The sequence below is a fragment of the Comamonas sp. UBA7528 genome (genome assembly GCF_002479375.1).
Classification (GTDB): domain Bacteria; phylum Pseudomonadota; class Gammaproteobacteria; order Burkholderiales; family Burkholderiaceae_C; genus Comamonas.
Genome location: NZ_DLMU01000006.1, coordinates 117,385 through 137,995 on the forward strand (window position 1 = coordinate 117,385; position 20,611 = coordinate 137,995).

Below are 20,611 nucleotides of genomic sequence, written 5' to 3' on the forward strand. Positions count from 1 at the left end.
ATATTATTCCGTTAGGATGGCTAAGCCAAATCCGCCTCGACCAAATTCATTGCCGTTGTACAGCAAAAAAATCTGACCATCACATTGAAATATGTGAGGATAGCATTGCATATCTGAGTCCCACCCTGTTTGGGAAAGTTCGATGCCTCCGCATCGGTCATCACGGTTCCATTTTTTTAAATCAGATGAGTATGCATAGCCTATCCTATATCCTTTTCCTTTTTCCGTTCTGAAGCCATAGGCATCTCTGTAGCAGAAATACATATGATAAAGGCCATTATGAAAAATTACTGAAGGAAGTGCTTGGCACTCATCTGCATCTATGGTGTCTTGAATTATATTTATACTATCTCTATTCCAGGTGATGCCATCAACTGAAGTGGCTTGTGCTATTTTGTAGACCCGTTCGGCGGAGTCATTTGTATTTTTCTTTATCCATTTGCTACCATATATGTACCACATGTAATAAATGTTGTGGTATTTCTTTACGAAAGCGTCGCCTACCAAAAAAGGCTCTTTGATGTTGGCGGTGACGATTGGGCCGCCAGCACCATACTTTTCAAAGGTATGGCCTTTGTCGTGACTAATTGCAAGGCCGATAGAAGTATCTACAGAAACTGATACTTTTCTATTCCAGCCCGTTGTGTATGCAATAATTCTTTCATCGTCTTGATAAATATTGATTGGAAAGATCCCATGCTCATCAAAACATCCCTTTTCTCCGAGAGGGATCACCGTAGATGAAGAAGTTCCTAGAATATTCTTCATGTTTCTAGAAAAATCTACATACGCGATGTGGCTCAGGAACTTCCCTTTCTCATCCAAGGAGCGTGTGGAGAAAAATATGCGTACTCTATCTTCAAGAATCAATGTTTGAGGAGATTGTGCATATTCTTTGCAGTTATTTGAAAGGTTGTGCTTGGATGGGTCAAATATTTTTCCAATTTTTTCCCAGATCATGATTTACTCCATGTGCTTTCTGGTTCAAGAACAGCCAGGCCAAATCCCTCTTTTCCCATGGCGTTTCCTTGATAAAGCATATAGACTTGGTTTTCAACCTCAAATACATGGGGGTAATTTATCATTTCTGAATCCCAGCCGGATTCAGAAAGCTCGATATAGGTAAAACTGTCATCTCGAGTCCAGTCGAGCAAGTTGCTGGAAGATGCGTAACCTATGCGATAGCCACCTTCCTTTTGTTTATAGTTTTCTATTTCTCTATAAGAAAATAGCATGTGATATTTGCCGTTTTTATAAAAAACGTCAGGACATGCTTGGCACTCGTGTGCACCTATTTTATCGGGGATAAGATTTTTACCAATCTTATTCCAGTGAATGCCATCCTCTGAAACAGCCATCCTGATTTTGTATATGGGTTCAGGGCGTAAATCCATGTCTCTCCACTCGCTTCCTGCAACATACCATAATTGCCAGATGCTATTGAATTTTCTAATTCTTGGGCTGCCTAAGACAAATGGTTCATCGGGACTGAAAGATAGAACAGGGCCCTCGCCAATTTTTTGAAAATTCTCTCCATCTTGGTTGCCTATGGCCAGTCCGATGGATGCATTAAATGGGACGGATTCGCAGCGGGTGAATCCAGTGTAGTACATGCGCGATTCTTTAATGCCTTTGTATACGGATACTGGGTATGTTCCGAATTCGTCAAAAGTACCAAGATTGCCTAGTGGGATAGCTGGCTCTTGGCTTATGTTTTTTATGTGCAAAAGATTTTTCTTGTCTAAGTCAAGATAGCCTATTCTGCTGGTGTATTGACCTTTTGAATCCGGAAGTCCTCGTGTGCAAAAGAAAACACGTACGATTTCCTCGAGCACTATGGTTGATGGTGACTGGGCGAATTCTTGCATCCAATCTGGAGTTTGTTGATAATTTTTTGGATCGAAAATTTGACCCAATTTTCTCCATTTAAGCATTTTTATTTAAATCCAAATGTAAGTGGACGGTTGAAGATTTTTTATCAGAAATCAAAAATCCCAAATCTTGATAGAGCTGAAGAGCATTTTTATTATAATCTCTGGTTTCTATGGTGATTTTTTTGAATTTTTTTTCTGTCGATACTCTTATGGCAGATCGAACGAGTGATTTTGCGAATCCCATGCCTCTGAAGTCTTTGCGTATATAAATAAATGTGATGTGAGATCTTATATTATTTATATCATTACAATAAAATGAAAGGACTCCAATCAGCGTGCTGTTGAAGTCAATTCGAATAATTTCTGAGTATTTTTGTATTTTTTCCAGATAGGCTTCGACGGACTGGTTGTTCAGTATTTCTGGCTGCTCGGAGACAGCTTCAGTCAACAGGTTGTGCAAGGAGGAGGAAAACATTTTAAAGTAAAGAATATTCTTCTTTTAGTATCTGATCGACTTCTTCAGGTGACGTAAACATTAACATGTCAATAATACTTAACCAGGGGATATAGTTGGAATTGAATTGCTTGTATCTAATCGAAGAGTTTGACTTCAAAAAGTGAAGATTTAGATTACTTTCGTTGAATACACGTTTTTCATACAAGTCGACGCCACCGATTGGGTTGATGTAGTCGCTGCCATCCATCTTTTTGCACAAAGCAATGACCTTTTCGTGGCTGCGCAAACTATGGTCTATTAAAACATCAGAAGATTTTATTATTTTTGATTCAATGCCCAAATGGTTGGATATCTCCTTTATTGAATGGAGAATATAATTAAACAAGTTGTCATCTTTATAATCAATTATTTTTTCTAGCAAGGGGGTACAAAAATTATAATAGGGAGCCTTTTTGTAGGATTCATGAAATTGATTTAATAATTTACTTCGAGAGTAATTTTCAGAAATATATCTGTCTCTAATTTCAAGGCTGTCAGAGTCCTTAACTAAAGGTATGGAAAATATTTTTTCGTGCCCTTGGCAAAGCATCCTATTCCTGTTAATCCAGCCCTTTTTTGTGTATTTTATATTATCATAAACTATAAATATATCTGAATATTTGATTAGTTGAAAATATCCAATATAAGGCATGAAATATGGTTGCATAACAGATATTTTCATAATAAATATTAATTGTTTAAATGAAAAAAGGATACTCAGTTCTACTGAGTATCCTTTTGATTGGTATTATGTAATACTCTGAATTACTTCTGCAGCAATTGCAAAACGTTCTGCGGTATTTGGTTGGCCTGCGACACCATGGCCGTGCCAGCTTGCTGCAGGATCTGGGTGCGGCTCAGGTTGGCGGTTTCCTTGGCGAAGTCGGCATCCATGATACGGCCGCGGGCAGCGGACAGGTTCTCGACCTGGATGTCGATGTTGTTCACCGCGTTTTCGAAGCGGGTTTGCACCGCACCCAGGGTGGCGCGTGCGCCATTGACCTGGTCCACGGCGCTGTCGATCTTCTTGAGGGCAACCCAGGCGCCGGCTTGGGTGGTGACATCGATTTGCTCAATGCCCTTGTCGTTGATGACCGACGTTGCCGCGACGGTGCCGCCTGCCATGTCGAAGTCCGCCTTGACGATGCCTGTGGCAGCAGCGGAGAAGTTCGCGGACAGGGTGACGGGCACGGGTTCGCCATTGGCGTCCAGCTTGCCGGACATCAATTCCACCTTGTAGGTTTCCGTGCCCTCGATCTTGGTCAGGTAGGCGGTCACACCAGTGTCGGCCGTCTTGTTGTTGATGGCTGTCACCACCTGGCCCAGGCGCTCTTGCGGATTCTGGGCAGCCTTGATGGTTTCCAGGGTGACCACGGTCGCGTTGGGGGCGGTGCCGACGGTGATGGAGGCAAAGTCTGCGGCAGCCGCCGTGGCAGGGTCTGCCGGGATGGAGGTGCTGATGTCGGTGATGGAAGCCAGATCCACGACCGAGTTCGTGGCAGCATAAGACGTGGTGGACAGCTGCGAGGCGCGGGTGTCTGCCAGTGCGCCCAGGGTCACGTTGTCACCGGAGTTGGCGCCCACTTGGAACACGGCGCCGGCAAACGAGCCGTCCAGAATCTTCTGGCCGTTGAAGTTGGTTTGCTTGGCCACACGGTCAATTTCAGCCGACAGCTGGCTGACTTCGGCCTGCAGGGCCTTGCGGTCGCTGTCGCTGTTGGTGGCGTTGGAGGCTTGCACGGCCAGTTCACGCATGCGCTGCAGCATGTCACCTACCTTGCCCAGTGCACCTTCTGCCGTCTGTGCCAGCGAGATGCCGTCGTTGGCATTGCGCGAGGCCACGCTCAGGCCACGCACCTGGGTGTTCATGCGCTCCGCGATGGCCAGACCGGCGGCATCGTCCTTGGCGCTGTTGACACGCAGGCCTGACGACAGACGTTGCATGGTGGTGTTCAGCGAGCTACCCGAGAGGGTCAGGTTTCGCTGCGCATTGATCGAAGCAATATTGGTGTTGATAGTTGCGGCCATTGCTGTTCCTCTAGTGAAAGGGCGGGTTGCATCGCATCGCTACTGAAACCGTGGGCACAAATAAGCGACAGGCAACGCTAGCGATGGGGGAATTCTTCTATGGAGGGCCGTTCGGCATAGCGGGAATAAGCGCAGCAATCACCGTACTTCTCGGTCCTTCGTGCAAGGAAGGGCGACAGAAGGGGGCTCCACCGTGGCGCAACAGTCTGTGCAGGTGGGTGCGAAAAAAAGCTAAAGAAATTTCCAGGGAGCCCGATAACAGTTTTGTACGGAGCAAGCACGCAGCCTCAAGGGGGTGCAAAGGTCCACAGAGACAACCGCAAGCACCGGCAAAAGCAAACGTTCATCAACTATCGCCTGGATAAAAGGAATCGCATCATGGCCATGACCATCAACACCAACGTCGTTTCGATCAACGCCCAACGCAACCTGGGCCTGTCCGGCAGCTCGCTCGGCACCGCAATGCAGCGTCTGTCTTCGGGCCTGCGTGTCAACAGCGCCAAGGACGATGCCGCCGGTCTGGCCATTTCCCAGCGTATGAGCACCCAGGTGCGTGGCCTGACTGTGGCAGCCCGCAATGCCAACGACGGCATCTCGCTGGCACAGACGGCTGAAGGTGCGCTGGGCAAGGTGGGCGACATGCTGCAGCGTATGCGTGACCTGGCTGTTCAATCCAGCAACGCCACCAACAGCAAGAGCGACCGCGAAGCCCTGCAGGCCGAGTTGAGCCAGCTGCGTGACGAAGTGGACCGTGTGGCCAAGACCACGACCTTCAACGGCGCCAAGCTGCTGGACGGCAGCTTCACCGGTGGCGTGTTCCAGGTGGGTGCCAACTCTGGCGACAACATCACCGTGGGTGCTCTGAGCAATACCAAGGTGACTGAGCTGGGTAATTCGGTCTATGGCTCCGGTGCCACGGCTGCCTCGGGGACCGATGCCCTGCAGACCATCCTGGCAGGTAGCGCGACGGTGACTGCTGCAGACGTGACGATCGGTATCCAGGGTGCCGATTCGACCACGGTGCACACGGTCACGATCAAGGCCGATGCCAACATGACCAAGGAACAGGCGCTGGGCAAGACGATCGAAGCGATCAACTCCAAGACGGCTGACACTGGCGTGACGGCTTTCCTGGAAGAGGACGCAGCCGGCGTGATGCAGATCCAGATCCGTGCGACAGCAGAACAAGCTGGAAATGCCTCCAGCGTTGCCATCACCTACAGCTCCGGCGCGACTGTGACCGGTACCGGTGCGAACCTGGTGGCCGCCAACAGCGTGACCGATTCGGGCAGCAAGGGTATCGACCAGTTGGACATCAGCACCCAGTCGGGCTCTTGGGAAGCTTTGCAGCGTATCGACGGCGCCATCAACTCGGTGAGTTCTGCACGGGCCGGCCTGGGTGCCATCCAGACCCGCTTTGAGAAGTCGATCGAGAACATCGAGTCGATGAACGAAAACCTGACGGCTGCCCGTGGTCGCATCATCGATGCCGACTTCGCCAGCGAAACAGCCAACCTGAGCCGTGCGCAGATCTTGCAGCAAGCGGGTACCGCCATGGTGTCCCAGGCCAACCAGCTGCCCCAGCAAGTGCTGAGCCTGCTGAAGTAAGAGACTTCGTACTCAGGTGAACGCCGCCCGCGAAAGCCTGGGTACAGCGTTTGAATCTATAACCCCGTGCCCTGCACCCCCCTCTCTCGCAGGGCATGGATCCGGAATTACGGGCAGACCAACTGCCTGAAAACAAGGTGTCAACCGTTCTTGAGTTTGAGCAAATGGAATCGGTTTGACGCTATCCATCACTGTGTGAGCGTTAGAAAAGAAGGGGAAATCAAATGGCAATGACCATTAACACCAATGTTGTGTCGATCAACGCGCAACGTAACCTGGGTCTGTCTGGCAACTCGCTGTCGACCTCCATGCAACGCCTGTCTTCGGGCCTGCGTGTGAACAGTGCCAAGGACGATGCCGCCGGTCTGGCCATCTCCGAACGCATGAGCACCCAGGTGCGTGGCCTGACCGTGGCTGCCCGCAATGCCAACGACGGCATCTCGCTGGCTCAAACGGCGGAAGGCGCGCTGGGCAAAGTGGGCGACATGCTGCAGCGTATGCGTGACCTGGCCGTGCAGTCCAGCAACGCGACCAATAGCGCCAGCGACCGCGAAGCCCTGCAGGCCGAGCTGAGCCAGCTGCGTGACGAAGTGGACCGTGTGGCCAAGACCACGACCTTCAACGGCGCCAAGCTGCTGGACGGCAGCTTCACCGGTGGCGTGTTCCAGGTGGGCGCCAATTCCGGCGACAACATCACCGTGGGTGCCTTGAGCAACACCAAGGTGGCCGAGCTGGGCAATTCGATCTACGGTTCCGGCGCGACCGCCGCTACCTCAACCGATGCACTGCAAACCATCCTGGCAGGTAGCGCGACAGTGACTGCAGCGGACGTGACGCTTGGCATCGTAGGTGCCAATTCGAGCACCGTGCACACGGTCACCATCAAGGCCGATGCCAACATGACCAAGGAACAGGCTCTGGGCAAGACGGTCGAAGCGATCAACTCCAAGACGGCTGACACTGGCGTGACGGCTTTCCTGGAAGAGAATAGCTCAGGCGTCATGGAGATCCAACTGCGTGCGACAGCAGAAAAAGCTGGTACCGCTTCGTCTGTTGCGATCACGTACAGCTCCGGCGCGACTGTGACTGGCACGGGGGCGTCTTTGGTGGCCGCCAATGTTGTAACTGACGATGGCGGCAAAGGCATCGACAAGCTGGACATCAGCACCCAGTCGGGTTCCTGGGAAGCCATGCAGCGTCTGGACAAGGCCATTGACAGCGTGAGCTCTGCACGTGGTCAGCTGGGTGCCCTGCAGACCCGCTTCGAGAAGGCTGTCGAAAACATCGACATCCAGAACGAAAACGTGACGGCTGCCCGTGGTCGCATCATCGATGCCGACTTCGCTTCCGAAACCGCCAACCTGAGCCGTGCTCAGATCCTGCAACAAGCCGGTACCGCCATGGTGGCCCAGGCCAACCAGCTGCCGCAAAACGTGCTGAGCCTGCTGCGCTAATCAGCCAGGCAGCCGCCATGACCTGTGATGGGTCATGGTTGCTGGCTGAATGAAAGTTTGCTTTGATGACCGCCATGTATGCATGGCGGTCTTTTTTTGCGCTTGCGCAGGGCAGGCTGGTTGGTGCGGTCCCTGCAGCGCAATGTGTGCGGCGGGATCCGACAAACGGCAAACGAAGGCCCTCAACTATCGGGAAAACCGGCCGATATCTCAAATAGGCAAGGTGTAGGGGATGCGGGTCAGGTGTACTGCCCGGTGCTCTCCGTTTAATTCGGCCTTTTGTATTCAGGCAATAGGTTACACAATACGTGCAGTTTCAGATCTGTGCAGACCGGCACGGATCAGCAAGGAGTATGCAATATGGGCGTTTCATCCGTAGGTATCGGCAGCGGGCTGAAGGTTGACGAAATCGTCTCCCAGCTGGTGGAGCTCGAGAAAAAACCACTGGAAACGCTGCAGTCGAAGGCGGAAATCATCAGTGCCAAGATCTCGTCCTATGGGCAGATCAAGTCCTTGATGGATGACCTCAATACCGCCGCCCGGGATTTGACATTGGACCGCACCTGGGGTGCTTCCAAGGTGTCGTCCTCCGGTTCTGCTGCCACGGGTGCCATGACCGGGTTGGCGGCCGCTGGCTCCTACAACGTCAATGTGCTGCAGCTCGCGCAGAGCCAGACCTCGGTGACGACCAAGCTGGCCAAGGGCGCCACGATGGAAGTGGCAGGGGTGATGCGTTTCAAGATTGGTAACCTGGAAACCAAGTCCTTTGACCTGACCATCAATGCGTCGGATACGCTGCAGAACGTGGCGGACAAGATCAACGGCGACACCAATATCAGCAAGTCCGTGGTGGCCACCGTGATCAAGGACAGCTCGGGCAAAGAGCAACTGATGCTCCGTTCGCGGGAAACCGGCCTGGACAGCAAGTTTGAGGTCAGCCTGGGGTCGGGCGTCGATGCCAATGGCGACCTGGAGGCGTTTGGTGCGTTGGACACCGGCAATCTGGTGACATTGGCGGGCGCAGGTGGCGTCACGACCACGCAGGCCGCCAAGAACGCCGAGATGGAACTCAACGGTGTGAAGCTGGAGTCGAACACCAACACCTTTGCCGAGACCATTCCGGGTCTGTCGATCTCGGTATCGGCAGTGGGAACCTCGCTGCTGACGATCGCGCCCGACAAGGATGCGGTGCAGGCCAGCATCCAGAAATTTGTGGACGCCTACAACGCGGTGAACGATCTGTTGTCGCAGTCGACCAAGAGCGTGCGCACCGCGGATGGCAAAACGGATGATGCCGCCATCAAGGATGGCAGCGGATTGCTGCAGGGAGACAGCAGCACGGTGAGCCTGCAGAATTCCTTGCGAATGATGCTGCAGCGCGTGTCCAGCAACGCGACAGGGGCCTACACGCGCCTGTCCGAAGTCGGCATGCAGATGCAGCAGGGTGGCAAGCTGACCGTGGATACGGAAAAGATGACCGCCGCGCTGAAGGATGTGGATTCGCTTAAGAGCCTGTTCACTGCCAAGGCCGATGCGCAAGGCGCAGGTGGCGGCGTGGCCACCAATTACAAGACGTTCACCGACGAGCTGCTGGCTTGGGAGGGAACGCTCAACAACAAGACCGACGCCTTGCAGAAACAGCTGGACAACAACGGTGACCAGCAGGACAAGGTGAATGCCCGGGCCTCTACGCTGGAAACCCGTCTGCGTGCACAGTACAGCGCGCTGGATGTGAAGATGGCATCGCTCAATGCTTTGGATTCCTACGTCAGCCAGATGGTGACGACCTGGAACAAGTCGAGTGATTGAGTTGGCTTGGCCAGCGGTTTTATTGCCAACAAATTAGGTGCACAAGGAATTACATGTTTTCGTCCACAGGTTTCAGCAAAGCGAATGCCTACCGCCAGGTAGGGGTGCACTCCGGCGTTGAAGATGCCTCTCCGCATATGCTGATTCAGATGCTGTTCGATGGCCTGTTCCAGTCGCTGAATGCGGCGCGCGGCGCCATCGAGCGCGGGGATATCGAGGAGAAGGGGCAGCTGATCTCCCGGTCCGTTCGCATTCTCCAGGAAGGGCTGATCATGGGCCTGGACATGGAAAAAGGCGGCGAACTGGCTGCAAATCTGCGCTTGCTGTATGACTACTGTGTGGCACAGTTGACCAAGGCCAATCTGCACAGCGATGCATCGCTGGTGGAAGAGGTGATCAGCGTTTTACAGCCTGTGGCACAGGGGTGGAAAGAAATTGGTTCTCAGGTGGATACAGTCGCACGTGGAGACTGAGATGGAGATGCAGTTGTTGGATTACTACAAAGCAATCGAAGCGAAGAGCGCAGACATGCTGCAAGCAGCCCAGTCTCATGATTGGGATGCGGTGGTCGACTGTGAAAAAGCCTGTGGCGTGCTGATCAATGAACTGCGTGTCCAGGCCGAGCAGAATGTGCTGTCCGTCGTGGAGCGCAAGGAAAAGACGCGCATCATGCAGCGCATTCTGCGCAACGATGCGCAGATCCGCATCCTGGCCGAGCCCTGGTTGGCGCAGCTGGACCATCTGGGCAAGGTGCCGGCATCGGTGATGCACTGATCCTGTTTGATTCGAGGAGCCGCAAGGCCCGCATGCCGAGAGGTGTGCGGGCCTTGTTGCATTGGCACCCGACCTGTTCTTTGCTGCTCAGCGGCCGAAACGGCGTTGTGGAATCCCGGTCCATGCATAGGCGTGACGCGGGATGGTTGGTGTGTGCGGCGGGAATGGGTGGGTCGCGTGTTGCTTGTGGCGCGGCTGCCTGCGCTGCCACCTCCAGGATCAGAAAGGCGGCTGTCTTTGGATGGCTGGTGCGGTGCTGCGCAGCAGGCGCTGTTGATGGGCAAAAAAAAGCCACAGATTGCTCCGTGGCTACTTGAAGTGTGAAGTGTGAAAAGGAAAGGGGGTGAATGCATGCGGCGGGCATGCATTCGAATGGAGTGATTACACCTGCATGTTCATCACGTCGGTGTAGGCCTGGACCAGGCGATTGCGTACGTGCAGCGTGGCCTGGAAGCCGATTTGTGCCTTTTGCATGGCCACCATGGTTTCTTCCAGGCTGACCGATGGATTTTCCAGCTGCACTTCTTTTTGCAGGTGGGAAGAATGGTTTTGCGAGGCGCTGACCGAGCGCAGAGCGCTTTCCAGCTCGGTGCTGAAGCCGTTGCCCTGGGCCTCGGCCTTTTGCAGAGGTTTGGTCAGGCGGGCGGTCAGGTCGCCGCCGGCAGAGACGGGTGAGGTCGCGCTATGAAGACGGAGGTCCATGGTGGGTTCCTGATGGTGACTTGAAGATGGCGCAATCGTAGGCGGGTAGGGAAAGTGCATCTGGGGGAATAAAGCGGGAAAGCCGCGCCTTATTGGGGGAACGCCGGCGGGGGGATTTCGCATACTCGGCACCACGTTGGGCTCCGTGTCGGGCCCGCACTTTCTGTTTGTGGAAGAACCCATGTCCGCTGTCGCACAAGTCCCTGTTGCCGAGAACCCGCCTCCCGCAGTCACGCAGGCGCCTGCCAGTTGGCAGCAGCGCATCAGCGACATGGACCGCGGCCAGCGCCTGCGCTGGGGTGCGGTTGCCGCTGTGGCCGTGGCCGCTGTGGCTGCGGCCTTCTTCTTCAGCCGCCAGCCGGATTACCGGGTGCTGTTCTCCAACCTCAGCGACAAGGATGGCGGCGCCATTGTGGCGCAGCTGGCGGGCATGAACGTGCCTTACAAGTACACCGAAGGCGGTGGCGCCATCATGATTCCGGCCGACCGCGTGCATGACGTGCGCCTGAAGCTGGCCACACAAGGCCTGCCCAAGGGTTCGGTGTCGGGCTTTGAGATCATGGAGGGCAGCAAGTTCGGCATCACCCAGTTCCAGGAGCGTGTGAACTACCAGCGTGCGCTGGAAGGCGAGCTGACACGTTCCATCCAGGGCCTGTCGGCGGTGCAGAACGCCCGTGTGCACTTGGCCCTGCCCAACCAGAATGGTTTTTTCCGCGAGCAGCAAAAGCCTTCGGCTTCGGTGCTGCTGACGTTGTACCCCGGCCGTGTGCTGGACCGCACCCAGATTGCGGGCATCGTGCATCTGGTCTCGTCCAGCGTGCCGGAGCTGCTGCCCACGGCGGTCAGCGTGCTGGATGACAGCGGCAAGCTGCTGTCGCAGGCACCGGATGGCAAGGACAGCCCGGTCGATCTGCAGCAGCTGATGTTCCAGCAGCAGCTGGAAAAGCAATACACCCAACGCATTCTGGACATCCTGGAGCCCGTGGTGGGCAAGGGCAATGTCAAAGCCCAGGTGACGGCCGAGCTGGACTTCTCGCAGTCCGAGTCCACCACCGAGCAGCACAACCCCAACCAGGGCCAGGCGCCCAGTGCCGTGCGCAGCCAGCAGGTGGTGGAGAGCACCGGTGAGCAAAAGCCCCAGCCACCGACTGGCGTGCCCGGCGCCACCAGCAACCAGCCGCCCCAGCAGAACCAGGCGCCGATCAACAGCAACAATGCTCCGGTGCTGCAGGCTGCCAATGGCACGCAAAAGGCCGACTTCATGACCATCCCCGGCAGCAAGCGCGAGTCGGTGACCAATTTTGAAGTGGACAAGACCGTCAGGGTCACCCGCAACAGCACCGGTGGCATCAAGCGCATGACGGCCGCAGTGGTGGTCAATTACCTGCCCGTGGCGGCCGCCGAAGGCGAAGGTGCTGCGGCACCGAAGGCGCTGCCGGCAGAGCAGCAGGCCCAGATGCTGGCTCTGGTGCGCGAGACCATTGGCTACAACGCCGATCGCGGGGACTCCGTCAACCTGATGAACGCACCTTTCCGCGTGGAAAAGGTGAATGTTGAAAACCTGCCGCTGTGGCGCCAGCCTGAAACCATTGAGCTGGCCAAGACCCTGGCCTGGCCTGTGGGTCTGGGTGTGGCCGCTGCCGTGGTCCTGCTGGGTCTGCTGCTGCGCCGCCGCAAGCAGAAGAAGCAGGAAGCGACTGCCGTGGACCTGCTGGCGGCCGAAGAGCTGGAACGCCCTGCATTGGCCGCGCCACTGAAGCCGGGCGAGCCTTCGCCCGAGCAGATTCGACTGGAGCAGGCGCGTGCCCTGGCCAAACAAAACCCGATTGCGGTGGCCAATATCGTCAAGACCTGGATCAGCGGCGAGGCGTCCTGAAGCGACTCCTTGATTCCACACCACATACAAAGAGAATCTTATGGATGACCGTGGCCTGAACGACGCCGCCATTTTGTTGATGTCCCTGGGCGAGGAGGAGGCGGCCGAGGTGTTCAAACACCTGTCGCCCAAGGAAGTGCAGAAGCTGGGTGAGACCATTGCCCGCATGCGCGCCGTGTCCAAGGAAAAAGTGGATTTCGTGATCGCCCGCTTCACGGACGATTGCGCCGCCCAAAGCCTGCTGGTGGAAGATGCCAGCGGCTATGTGAAGTCGGTGCTCCGGCGCGCGCTGGGCGACGACAAGGCCGCCCTGCTGCTGGACCGCATCCTGCAGGGCGGTGACGTCTCGGGCATTGAAAGCCTGAAGTGGATGGACCCGGTGTCCGTGGCTGAACTGCTGCGCAATGAACACCCGCAGATCGTGGCGGCCATCCTGGTCCACCTGGAGCATGAACAGGCGGCGGCCGTGCTGATGCAGCTGCCCGAACGCCTGCGCAGCGAAGTGATGCTGCGTGTGGCCACGCTGGAAGGTATCCAGCCCTCGGCCCTGAAGGACCTGAACGAGGTGCTTTACAAGGTGCTGGCAGGTGGCGACAAGATCCGCAAGACATCGCTGGGCGGTGTGAAGACCGCTGCCGAAATCATCAACCAGCTGGGCGGCAATGCCGATGTGGCGGTGCTGGACACCATCCGCAACTACGACGCCGACCTAGCGCAGAAGATCATGGACAAGATGTTCGTGTTCGACGACCTGGTCAAGCTGGACGACCGTTCGCTGCAGTTGGTGTTGCGCGAAGTGCCGTCCGAGACCCTGATCGTGTCGCTCAAGGGCGGCTCGATGGAGGTGCGCGACAAGATTCTGGCGAATATGTCCATGCGTGCTTCGGCAGCCCTCAAGGAAGACCTGGAGTCCCGCGGCCCCATGCGCCTGTCGGAAGTGGAAGCGCAGCAGAAGGAAATCCTGAAGGTGGTGCGCCGTCTGGCCGAAGAAAACCAGATCACCATCGGCGGTGGTGCCGAAGACAGCTTCGTGTGAGGACGTGGTCATGACAAGTTCCACCCACCATTACGCACGTTTCATCCCCAGCGAAGAGATCGATGCCCAGTCCGTACGCCACTGGCAGTTCGGGGATGTACAGAAGTCCGCGCCGGGCGCTGTGCTGCAGCCCCTGCACGAGTTGGCCACGCTGACGGACTTGCTGCCACCGCCAGCCCCGCAAGGCATGGCGGCGCAGGCACTGGCCGAAGACGCGGTGGTGGCGGAAGAGGAAAACGCCGTCCAACTGCGCGAAGAAGAGGTGCATGCCCAGCTCGAGCAGGTGCGCCAGGAGGCGCATGACGCAGGCTATGAGGCCGGCATGCAGGCCGGCCATGGGCTGGGGCAGGAAGAGGGCAAGCAGCAAGCGGGCGCCGAATGGCAGCACCGTTTTGACGACTATATGGCCCAGCAAGGCCGCCAGGCGGCCGAGCAGTTGCAGGCGGTGCTCCAGGCTGCGCAGCGCGACGTGCAGGGCATGCAGCAGCGCATGGCGCCGGATGTGTTGCAACTGGCCTGCGATATTGCGCGCCAGGTGGTGCGGCAGGAGCTGCGCAGCAATCCCCAGGCCCTGCTGCCGGTGGTGCGCGAGGCGCTGGACATGATGTCGGCCGAATCCAAGCCCGCCACGGTGCGCCTGAATCCCCAGGATTGGGAGCGCCTGCAGGAGCCCTTGAAGGCCGCCCACCCGCAGCCCAAGATCGAATGGCTGGCGGATGCCAGTGTGAAGCCAGGCGACTGCCTGGTGGAAAGCGCCGGGGCCCAAGTGGATGGCAGCCTGGAGCGCCGCTGGCAGCGTGCCGTGGCCGCGCTGGGTCTGGTGTCCACCTGGTACGACGGAGCACCTGCCCATGGCCAATGACACCGATATGCCCGTGGCCGATCAGCTGCAGCAATTCTTGCGCTTGGGCAGCGAACGGTTGCGCCAGCCAGTGCCGCTGCACAGCCACGGAACGCTCACCCGCCTGACGGGCCTGGTGCTGGAAGCGTCGGGCCTGCGCGTGCCGGTGGGTTCGCAATGCCATCTGCAGATGCCGGGGCAGGAGCCGGTGCTGGCCGAGGTGGTGGGTTTTGCGGGCGACCGCGCCTTTCTGATGCCGGCGGGGGATATCCAGGGCTTGTCTTGCGGTGCGACCGTGACACCGGCCGAGCCCTATGTGCCGCCGTTGCAGCTGGGCGATACCGAAGTGCCGGTGCTGACCAAAGGCGTGCTGCGGCTGCCCATGGGAGATGGCCTGCTGGGGCGGGTGGTGGATTCGCAAGGCGTTCCGCTGGACCATGCCGGCCCGCTGGCGAATGTGCAGGCCGAGACCCTGGACCGCGAACCCATCAATGCCATGGAGCGTGCCCCTGTGCGCGAAAGCCTGGACACCGGTGTGCGGGCCATCAACGCCTTGCTGACCGTGGGGCGTGGGCAGCGTCTGGGTCTGTTCGCGGGTTCTGGCGTCGGCAAATCGGTGCTGCTGGGCATGATGGCCCGCTATACCAAGGCCGATGTCATCGTGGTGGGCCTGATCGGCGAACGGGGCCGCGAAGTCAAGGAATTCGTGGAAGATATTCTGGGGGCGCAGGACCGCTCGCGCGCCGTGGTGGTGGCAGCGCCGGCCGATGCGCCGCCGCTGCTGCGCATGCAGGGCGCCAATTACGCCACTGCCATTGCCGAGCATTTCCGCGACAAGGGCCAGCATGTGCTGCTGCTGATGGATTCGCTCACCCGTTACGCCCAGGCGCAGCGCGAGATCGCCTTGGCGATTGGCGAACCACCGGCCACCAAGGGCTATCCGCCGTCGTGTTTTGCCAAGCTGCCCGGCCTGGTGGAGCGCAGCGGCAACGGCCTGCATGGCGTGGGCTCGATCACGGCGTTCTATACCGTGCTGTCCGAAGGCGACGACCAGCAGGATCCCATTGCCGATGCGTCGCGCGCCATTCTGGACGGGCACTTTGTGCTGTCGCGTGCGCTGGCGGAGCAGGGGCATTACCCGGCCATCGACATCGAGCAATCCGCGTCGCGGGTCATGCACAACGTGGTCACGCGTGAGCACTTCGACCTAGCTAGGCGGTTTAGGGCTGTCTATTCCTGCTATCAAAAGAGTAGGGATTTGATACAAGTAGGGGCTTATATGAGTGGCTCCGATCCCGCGGTGGATGAAGCCATTCGGCTGCAGCCCTCCATGGTGCAGTTCCTGCAGCAAACCATGTTTGAGGCGGCGCCCATGGAACAGAGTCTGTTGGACATGGCTGCGGTCCTGGAACAGCAGTGAGCATATAAAGGGAGACGCTGATGTCATCACTTCACGCCTTGATGGTGGCCATTGAAATGGCCACGCGCAAACGCGATGAGGCCCGCCAGGCCTTGCGCGAGCGCCAGCGTGCGCATGCGGCTGCACAGTCCCAGATGGAGCAGCTGGAAAGTTACACGGAAGAAATGCGCCAGCGCTGGGCGCCGCAGGAAGGGGCCGAGCTGAAGCTGGAGGTGATGTACCACCACGAGCAGTTCATGGCGCGACTGCAGCATGCGATCGGTTTACAGACCCGGGTGATGCAGGACCAGGCGATCCGCCTGGAGGCTGCCCAGAAGGCCCTGATGGCCACCGAGCTGCGCCTGTCCAGCCTGAACAAGGTGGTGGAGACGCGCCGCCGTGACATCGCCCTGGCACAACTGCGCCGGGAACAGAAACAAACGGACGAGCGTGCTGCGCTGCAGTTCATCGGCCGCACTTTCGGCATGCAGTTCCAGGAGGCCTGAGCATGGAGACATTGCCATCCACACCGGTCCCCGGCAAGCGCGCCACGGCCGCAGAGGGGCTGGCTGCCACGCAGCGCAAGCCGCGGGCTGCAGAGGGTGACAGCGACAGCGCGGGGCAGACCTCTGCTGCTGGCTTTTCCCGGCTGCTGCAGGCTGCCGCACAACCGGAAGGCAGCGATGCTGCGTTGACGGATGTGGGTGCGATGGGAGTAGACCCCAGCCTCGGGTTGACAGTGCAGCAGCCGCTGCCGCAACCGGAGGTCGTGGTGGAGGCGGATGCGACGTCCATGACCATGATGGTGGGCGATGCGGCCTGGACGGTGCAAAGCCTGGTGGGGCAGACGGCCCGCATGGACCAGTCCGCCGATGTGGCATTGCGCAATGGCTCTCATCTGCAGACGCGGATGGATGCGGGCGACCCATTGGGTTTGATGCGCAGTGCGGCCCAGAGCGCGCTGGGCGCTGCATCCCAGGTGCCGGTGGTGGCGCAGGGCGTAGCCCAGGCTTTGGGCGGTGGCGTGCTGCAGGCGGTGGCACAGGGCGATGTGGCCGGGGCTGCCGCATGGAATGCCGTCAGCGATACCGCACAGTCCGTGGTGGATGCCATGGCCGATGCCATGAAGTCTGACGACGGTGACGCGCTGTCGCGCGGCGAGCGCGGCAGCGAAGGGCGTGTCAGCCTGCAAGGCCAATGGACGGCCACCGACCGCCAGGCGCAGCCTGCCGAGGTGATGCAGCGCCTGCTGGGGCAGATGTCGCAATTCCTGTCGGCCACGGGCGCCACTGAGGCCGCGGGGCTGCGCCGTGCCGGCAGCAAATCGGTCGATGATATGGCCGCTTCTGCCCATGATGCTGCCGCCGTGCCTCCAGGCGCCGGGATTGGCGCCGGAACAGGGCGTTTGCAGGACAACGCCGTGGCGCAGGCCGCCGCCGGCCAGCAGACGTCCAACGGAGATGCGCAGGGTGCGCAGGCCGAGCCGGACATGGCGTTCTGGATGAATTCCCGCCAGCAACGCGCCGAAGTGGTGCTGGACCGGGACGGCGCGCCGGTCCGCGTGCAGGTCACCATGGAAGGCAGTACCGCCCATGTGACGTTCCGCAGCGACGAGCAGGCCACCCGGTCCATGCTGGATGCCAGCGTGGCCCAGCTGCGTGACATGCTGGCCGCCCAGGGGGTGGAGCTGGCAGGGGTGCAGGTGGATGCGCAGGCCGGAGGCCGCCAGCAAGGCGATTCCTCTGGTGCGCAGGAGGCTTTCATGCCCGAGGGCGCGCGCCGCGTGCGGTTGTCATCGCAGGCGGGGGCCGAGCAGACGCCCGGCCTGCCGCGTGCGGGCAGCGGCAGCGGCAGCGGCCAAGGGGTCGATATTTTTGCGTGAACGGCAAAAAACACGCTCTGTATACAAGAGCGAAGCCACCAGGGGCGCCGAGTGCGCCCCTTGTCACGTCTGCTGCACTGCAAGGCGATGGCGCCGGGATTCACGGCTGCGTGGGTGCTGCAATGCAACAGAAAAGAGGGTTTTCTGCCCACTGGAGCGGAACACCGGGCGTGAGCGGCAGGGATTGGGCGATGTTTCGGCGCTTTATTCTGGCTATGATTTCGACCGTGCCCGGAATAATTGGCACCCAAAGGCCCGTATCAGGCCTGAGCCAGCGTAGTGCGGCGCCCTGTCCAATGGCCGGATCAGTCTGACAAATCAGGCTGTGAAGTCCGCGCAGGGCGATGTCACCCGCCGGCTCGGCGCCGGGCAGTCCCATTTTCCACGCAAGGAATCACACGTGTCCGCCACTTCTTCTGCAGCATCTCCTGGCAAAGAACCTGCCAAGAGCAAAAAACTGATCGTGATCGGTGCCGTTGTCGCTTTGCTGGTGATCGTCGCGGCCGCGCTGGGCCTGTTTCTGGTGAACAAGCAACGCCATGCCGCCGATGATGATGCGCAGGAGTCGAAAGCCGCCGCCGTGCTGGTGCCGACCTTCCTGCCCATGGAAAACATGGTGGTGAATCTGGCCGATACCGGCGGTGACCGCTTCGCGCAGATCGGCATCACGCTGGAGCTGCAGGACGAGAAAACCTCGGCCTCCGTCAAGCAGTACATGCCCAGCATCCGCAATGGTGTGCTGATGCTGGTGTCGCAGCGCACGGCCGAAGAGCTGCTGCGCCGCGAAGGCAAGGAAAAGCTGGCGGCCGACATTCTGGCCGAAGTCTCGCGTCCGCTGGGTGTGCGCCCCAGTGCCGCACGTGTCGAGCATGACGCCGATGATGGCGAGGAAGAAGAGCGTCCCCGTCGCCGTGCCAATCCGGTGCGCCGCGTGCTGTTCTCCAGCTTCATCATTCAGTAAGCAAGTGCGGGAGTACAGGGCATGAGTGATTCTTTTCTCTCGCAAGAGGAAGTTGACGCCCTTCTGGAAGGGGTGACCGGCGAGAGCCAGAAGTCAGACGCTGGCGACGTCGATGAAGCCAACGTACGCAACTACGACATCTCCAGCCAGGAACGCATCGTCCGCGGACGCATGCCGACCATGGAAATCGTGAACGAGCGTTTCGCGCGCAACTTCCGTATCGGACTGTTCAACTTCATCCGCCGCAGCCCCGAAGTCTCGGTGGGCACGGTGAGCGTGCAGCGCTACAGCGCTTTCCTGCGCCGTCTGGCGGTACCGACCAATTTCAATATCGTGGCCATCCGCCCCTTGCGCGGCAATGGCCTGGTGGTGTGCGATCCCTCGCTGGTGTTCGGCATCATCGACACCCTGTACGGCGGCGCAGGCCGTCTGCAGACCCGTATCGAGGGCCGCGATTTCTCCGCCACCGAGCAGCGTGTGATCAACCGCCTGGTGGATGTGATCTGCGAGGAATACAAAAAGGCCTGGCACGGCATCTATCCGCTGGAGCTGGCCTACCAGCGCTCGGAAATGCAGCCGCAGTTCGCGAACATCGCCACGCCCAGCGAAATCGTGGTGTCCACCGCGTTCCAGCTGGAAATCGGCGACATCTCCGGCTCCATCCACATGTGCTATCCGTATGCCACATTGGAGCCGATTCGCGACATTCTGTATTCGTCCACGCAGGGCGACTCCATGGAAGTGGACCGCCGCTGGGTCAAGGTGCTGACGCGGGAAATCCAGTCGGCCGAAGTGACGCTGGTGGCCGAGCTGGCCCGCGCCGATGCGACCGTGGAGCAGCTGCTGGCCATGAAGCCGGGCGACTTTATCGAATTGGACCGTGAGCCACGTATCAAGGCATCGATCGGCGGTGTGCCGGTGTTCGATTGCCAGTACGGGACTTACAACAACAAATACGCCATCCGCGTGGAGCAATGCCTGCGCGGGGTGGATGCAAACTGGACGGGAGATAAGAATGGCAACTGACCAAAATACCGACGCCGCAGGCGCGGGCGCAGGCGATGATCCGTTTGCCGATTGGGCCGAAGCACTGGGCGAGCAGAAAAAGGTCGATGACCAGCAGTCCGTGCTGGATGCCGAACAAGGGGGACCGCTGAGCGGCGAACCCGCTTTTGCCCGCGGTACGGAAGTGCCGGTCAACGACATCAACATGGTGCTGGACATCCCGGTCCAGCTGTCGGTGGAGCTGGGCCGCACCAAGGTGCCCATCAAATACATCCTGCAACTGGCCCAGGGGTCGGTGGTGGAGTTGGACGCGTTGGCCGGTGAACCCATGGACGTGCTGGTCAATGGCTACCTGATCGCCCAGGGCGAGGTGGTGGTGGTGAACGACAAGTTCGGTATTCGCCTGACCGACGTGGTCACGCCGTCCGAACGTCTGCGCCGCGTCAGCCGTGGATAACTCGGCGACCGCGTCCGTCTCCAGCTTCCAGACCATTGCGGTGCTGGTGCTGTTCATCGCCGTGATGGCGGTGCTGCCCTGGTTGCTGCGCCGTTGGCAGCAGCGCCAGATGGTGGCGCGGGGCGTGCAGGGCGTGCAGACCCAGGTGCTGTCCACCGTGGCGCTGTCGCCCGGCCAGCGTATTGTGGTGGTCGAGGTGGGCCAGGGCGGGCACAGCACGCGCCTGGTGCTGGGTGTCACGGCCCAGAACATCCACTGCCTGCACGTGCTGGGCGGTGCCGCACCTGCGGACGCGGCGGCGGTTTCCGCGGCCTCGTTTGCCGGTGCGATGGAACAGCTTCAGCAGGCCAGCAGCCAGCCGGCGGCCAGCACACACCCTTGAAACCTGCGGCGGCGCAGCCTGCGCTGC

Annotated in this window: 21 protein-coding genes; 15 read left to right on the forward strand and 6 right to left on the reverse strand. The window is 58.6% G+C overall.

Annotated features, from left to right (window positions below):
* Positions 1-3: 3 nt before the first annotated feature.
* The 5 genes from B3349_RS08520 to B3349_RS08540 form a co-directional block, all read right to left on the reverse strand.
* On the reverse strand, positions 4-960 hold the full coding sequence (locus tag B3349_RS08520) for a glycoside hydrolase family protein (protein ID WP_291588237.1): 957 nt from the start codon (positions 958-960) through the stop codon (positions 4-6).
* Positions 957-1,934 carry a glycoside hydrolase family protein gene (locus tag B3349_RS08525; protein WP_291588238.1) on the reverse strand — a complete coding sequence of 326 codons (978 nt, stop codon included), beginning with the start codon at positions 1,932-1,934 and terminating at the stop codon, positions 957-959. Before B3349_RS08525 ends, B3349_RS08520 begins: the two co-directional genes overlap by 4 nt.
* Positions 1,927-2,349 (reverse strand): GNAT family N-acetyltransferase, encoded by a 423-nt coding sequence (locus B3349_RS08530; protein WP_291588239.1) that lies wholly within the window; start codon positions 2,347-2,349, stop codon positions 1,927-1,929. Before B3349_RS08530 ends, B3349_RS08525 begins: the two co-directional genes overlap by 8 nt.
* Position 2,350: 1 nt before the next feature.
* Positions 2,351-3,052, reverse strand: coding sequence for a WbqC family protein (locus B3349_RS08535; protein WP_291588240.1), 702 nt, complete (start codon positions 3,050-3,052; stop codon positions 2,351-2,353).
* An 83-nt stretch (positions 3,053-3,135) separates the two neighbouring features.
* The gene (locus tag B3349_RS08540; protein WP_291588241.1) at positions 3,136-4,398 is read right to left on the reverse strand and encodes a flagellin; all 1,263 of its coding nucleotides are present in this window, start codon (positions 4,396-4,398) and stop codon (positions 3,136-3,138) included.
* A 378-nt stretch (positions 4,399-4,776) separates the two neighbouring features.
* Between B3349_RS08540 and B3349_RS08545 the strand changes: the two genes are divergently transcribed.
* From B3349_RS08545 to fliT, 5 genes are all read left to right on the forward strand, one after another.
* Positions 4,777-6,006, forward strand: coding sequence for a flagellin N-terminal helical domain-containing protein (locus B3349_RS08545; protein WP_291588242.1), 1,230 nt, complete (start codon positions 4,777-4,779; stop codon positions 6,004-6,006).
* 224 nt (positions 6,007-6,230) lie between these two features.
* The gene (locus B3349_RS08550; RefSeq protein WP_291588243.1) at positions 6,231-7,460 is read left to right on the forward strand and encodes a flagellin; all 1,230 of its coding nucleotides are present in this window, start codon (positions 6,231-6,233) and stop codon (positions 7,458-7,460) included.
* A gap of 360 nt (positions 7,461-7,820) precedes the next feature.
* Complete coding sequence (fliD, locus tag B3349_RS08555) at positions 7,821-9,269, forward strand: flagellar filament capping protein FliD (RefSeq protein WP_291588244.1); 1,449 nt, start codon at positions 7,821-7,823, stop codon at positions 9,267-9,269.
* Between the two features lie 53 nt (positions 9,270-9,322).
* Complete coding sequence (gene fliS / locus B3349_RS08560) at positions 9,323-9,742, forward strand: flagellar export chaperone FliS (RefSeq protein WP_291588259.1); 420 nt, start codon at positions 9,323-9,325, stop codon at positions 9,740-9,742.
* A gap of 1 nt (position 9,743) precedes the next feature.
* The gene (gene fliT, locus B3349_RS08565; RefSeq protein WP_218333455.1) at positions 9,744-10,043 is read left to right on the forward strand and encodes a flagellar protein FliT; all 300 of its coding nucleotides are present in this window, start codon (positions 9,744-9,746) and stop codon (positions 10,041-10,043) included.
* A gap of 381 nt (positions 10,044-10,424) precedes the next feature.
* Here fliT and fliE read toward each other — a convergent pair whose 3' ends face one another.
* Positions 10,425-10,745, reverse strand: a complete 321-nt coding sequence (gene fliE, locus B3349_RS08570; RefSeq protein ID WP_066541758.1) for a flagellar hook-basal body complex protein FliE — start codon at positions 10,743-10,745, stop codon at positions 10,425-10,427.
* A gap of 181 nt (positions 10,746-10,926) precedes the next feature.
* On the opposite strand from fliE, the gene fliF reads away from it, so the two are divergent.
* The 10 genes from fliF to B3349_RS08620 all read left to right on the forward strand — a co-directional run bounded on the left by fliF (position 10,927) and on the right by B3349_RS08620 (position 20,584).
* The gene (gene fliF / locus B3349_RS08575) at positions 10,927-12,621 is read left to right on the forward strand and encodes a flagellar basal-body MS-ring/collar protein FliF (protein WP_066541824.1); all 1,695 of its coding nucleotides are present in this window, start codon (positions 10,927-10,929) and stop codon (positions 12,619-12,621) included.
* Positions 12,622-12,661: 40 nt separating this feature from the next.
* The gene (fliG, locus tag B3349_RS08580) at positions 12,662-13,657 is read left to right on the forward strand and encodes a flagellar motor switch protein FliG (protein ID WP_066541760.1); all 996 of its coding nucleotides are present in this window, start codon (positions 12,662-12,664) and stop codon (positions 13,655-13,657) included.
* A 10-nt stretch (positions 13,658-13,667) separates the two neighbouring features.
* Positions 13,668-14,519, forward strand: coding sequence for a FliH/SctL family protein (locus tag B3349_RS08585; protein WP_291588245.1), 852 nt, complete (start codon positions 13,668-13,670; stop codon positions 14,517-14,519).
* The gene (gene fliI / locus B3349_RS08590; RefSeq protein ID WP_414646865.1) at positions 14,509-15,918 is read left to right on the forward strand and encodes a flagellar protein export ATPase FliI; all 1,410 of its coding nucleotides are present in this window, start codon (positions 14,509-14,511) and stop codon (positions 15,916-15,918) included. Before B3349_RS08585 ends, fliI begins: the two co-directional genes overlap by 11 nt.
* A 20-nt stretch (positions 15,919-15,938) precedes the next feature.
* Positions 15,939-16,403 carry a flagellar export protein FliJ gene (gene fliJ / locus B3349_RS08595; protein WP_066541831.1) on the forward strand — a complete coding sequence of 155 codons (465 nt, stop codon included), beginning with the start codon at positions 15,939-15,941 and terminating at the stop codon, positions 16,401-16,403.
* Between the two features lie 2 nt (positions 16,404-16,405).
* Positions 16,406-17,779: a flagellar hook-length control protein FliK gene (locus B3349_RS08600; protein WP_291588246.1), complete on the forward strand. Its 1,374-nt coding sequence runs from the start codon at positions 16,406-16,408 to the stop codon at positions 17,777-17,779.
* 400 nt (positions 17,780-18,179) lie between these two features.
* Positions 18,180-18,740, forward strand: coding sequence for a flagellar basal body-associated FliL family protein (locus tag B3349_RS08605; protein ID WP_066541832.1), 561 nt, complete (start codon positions 18,180-18,182; stop codon positions 18,738-18,740).
* A gap of 21 nt (positions 18,741-18,761) precedes the next feature.
* Positions 18,762-19,766, forward strand: a complete 1,005-nt coding sequence (gene fliM, locus B3349_RS08610; protein WP_066541766.1) for a flagellar motor switch protein FliM — start codon at positions 18,762-18,764, stop codon at positions 19,764-19,766.
* Positions 19,756-20,202: a flagellar motor switch protein FliN gene (gene fliN / locus B3349_RS08615; protein ID WP_066541768.1), complete on the forward strand. Its 447-nt coding sequence runs from the start codon at positions 19,756-19,758 to the stop codon at positions 20,200-20,202. The genes fliM and fliN overlap by 11 nt, the downstream gene beginning before the upstream one ends.
* Positions 20,195-20,584, forward strand: a complete 390-nt coding sequence (locus B3349_RS08620; protein ID WP_291588247.1) for a FliO/MopB family protein — start codon at positions 20,195-20,197, stop codon at positions 20,582-20,584. The genes fliN and B3349_RS08620 overlap by 8 nt, the downstream gene beginning before the upstream one ends.
* The last annotated feature ends 27 nt before the right edge of the window (positions 20,585-20,611 follow it).

Bases quoted from the DNA above. Each gene is read 5' to 3' on its own strand.
- B3349_RS08540 (WP_291588241.1), bottom strand. From the start codon at position 4,398: ATGGCCGCAACTATCAACACCAATATTGCTTCGATCAATGCGCAGCGA.
- fliE (WP_066541758.1), bottom strand. From the start codon at position 10,745: ATGGACCTCCGTCTTCATAGCGCGACCTCACCCGTCTCTGCCGGCGGC.
- fliD (WP_291588244.1), top strand. From the start codon at position 7,821: ATGGGCGTTTCATCCGTAGGTATCGGCAGCGGGCTGAAGGTTGACGAA.
- fliS (WP_291588259.1), top strand. From the start codon at position 9,323: ATGTTTTCGTCCACAGGTTTCAGCAAAGCGAATGCCTACCGCCAGGTA.
- B3349_RS08550 (WP_291588243.1), top strand. From the start codon at position 6,231: ATGGCAATGACCATTAACACCAATGTTGTGTCGATCAACGCGCAACGT.
- B3349_RS08525 (WP_291588238.1), bottom strand. From the start codon at position 1,934: ATGCTTAAATGGAGAAAATTGGGTCAAATTTTCGATCCAAAAAATTAT.
- fliJ (WP_066541831.1), top strand. From the start codon at position 15,939: ATGTCATCACTTCACGCCTTGATGGTGGCCATTGAAATGGCCACGCGC.
- B3349_RS08520 (WP_291588237.1), bottom strand. From the start codon at position 960: ATGATCTGGGAAAAAATTGGAAAAATATTTGACCCATCCAAGCACAAC.
- fliF (WP_066541824.1), top strand. From the start codon at position 10,927: ATGTCCGCTGTCGCACAAGTCCCTGTTGCCGAGAACCCGCCTCCCGCA.
- fliM (WP_066541766.1), top strand. From the start codon at position 18,762: ATGAGTGATTCTTTTCTCTCGCAAGAGGAAGTTGACGCCCTTCTGGAA.
- B3349_RS08530 (WP_291588239.1), bottom strand. From the start codon at position 2,349: ATGTTTTCCTCCTCCTTGCACAACCTGTTGACTGAAGCTGTCTCCGAG.
- B3349_RS08600 (WP_291588246.1), top strand. From the start codon at position 16,406: ATGGAGACATTGCCATCCACACCGGTCCCCGGCAAGCGCGCCACGGCC.
- B3349_RS08585 (WP_291588245.1), top strand. From the start codon at position 13,668: ATGACAAGTTCCACCCACCATTACGCACGTTTCATCCCCAGCGAAGAG.
- B3349_RS08545 (WP_291588242.1), top strand. From the start codon at position 4,777: ATGGCCATGACCATCAACACCAACGTCGTTTCGATCAACGCCCAACGC.
- fliT (WP_218333455.1), top strand. From the start codon at position 9,744: ATGGAGATGCAGTTGTTGGATTACTACAAAGCAATCGAAGCGAAGAGC.
- fliN (WP_066541768.1), top strand. From the start codon at position 19,756: ATGGCAACTGACCAAAATACCGACGCCGCAGGCGCGGGCGCAGGCGAT.
- fliI (WP_414646865.1), top strand. From the start codon at position 14,509: ATGGCCAATGACACCGATATGCCCGTGGCCGATCAGCTGCAGCAATTC.
- fliG (WP_066541760.1), top strand. From the start codon at position 12,662: ATGGATGACCGTGGCCTGAACGACGCCGCCATTTTGTTGATGTCCCTG.
- B3349_RS08535 (WP_291588240.1), bottom strand. From the start codon at position 3,052: ATGAAAATATCTGTTATGCAACCATATTTCATGCCTTATATTGGATAT.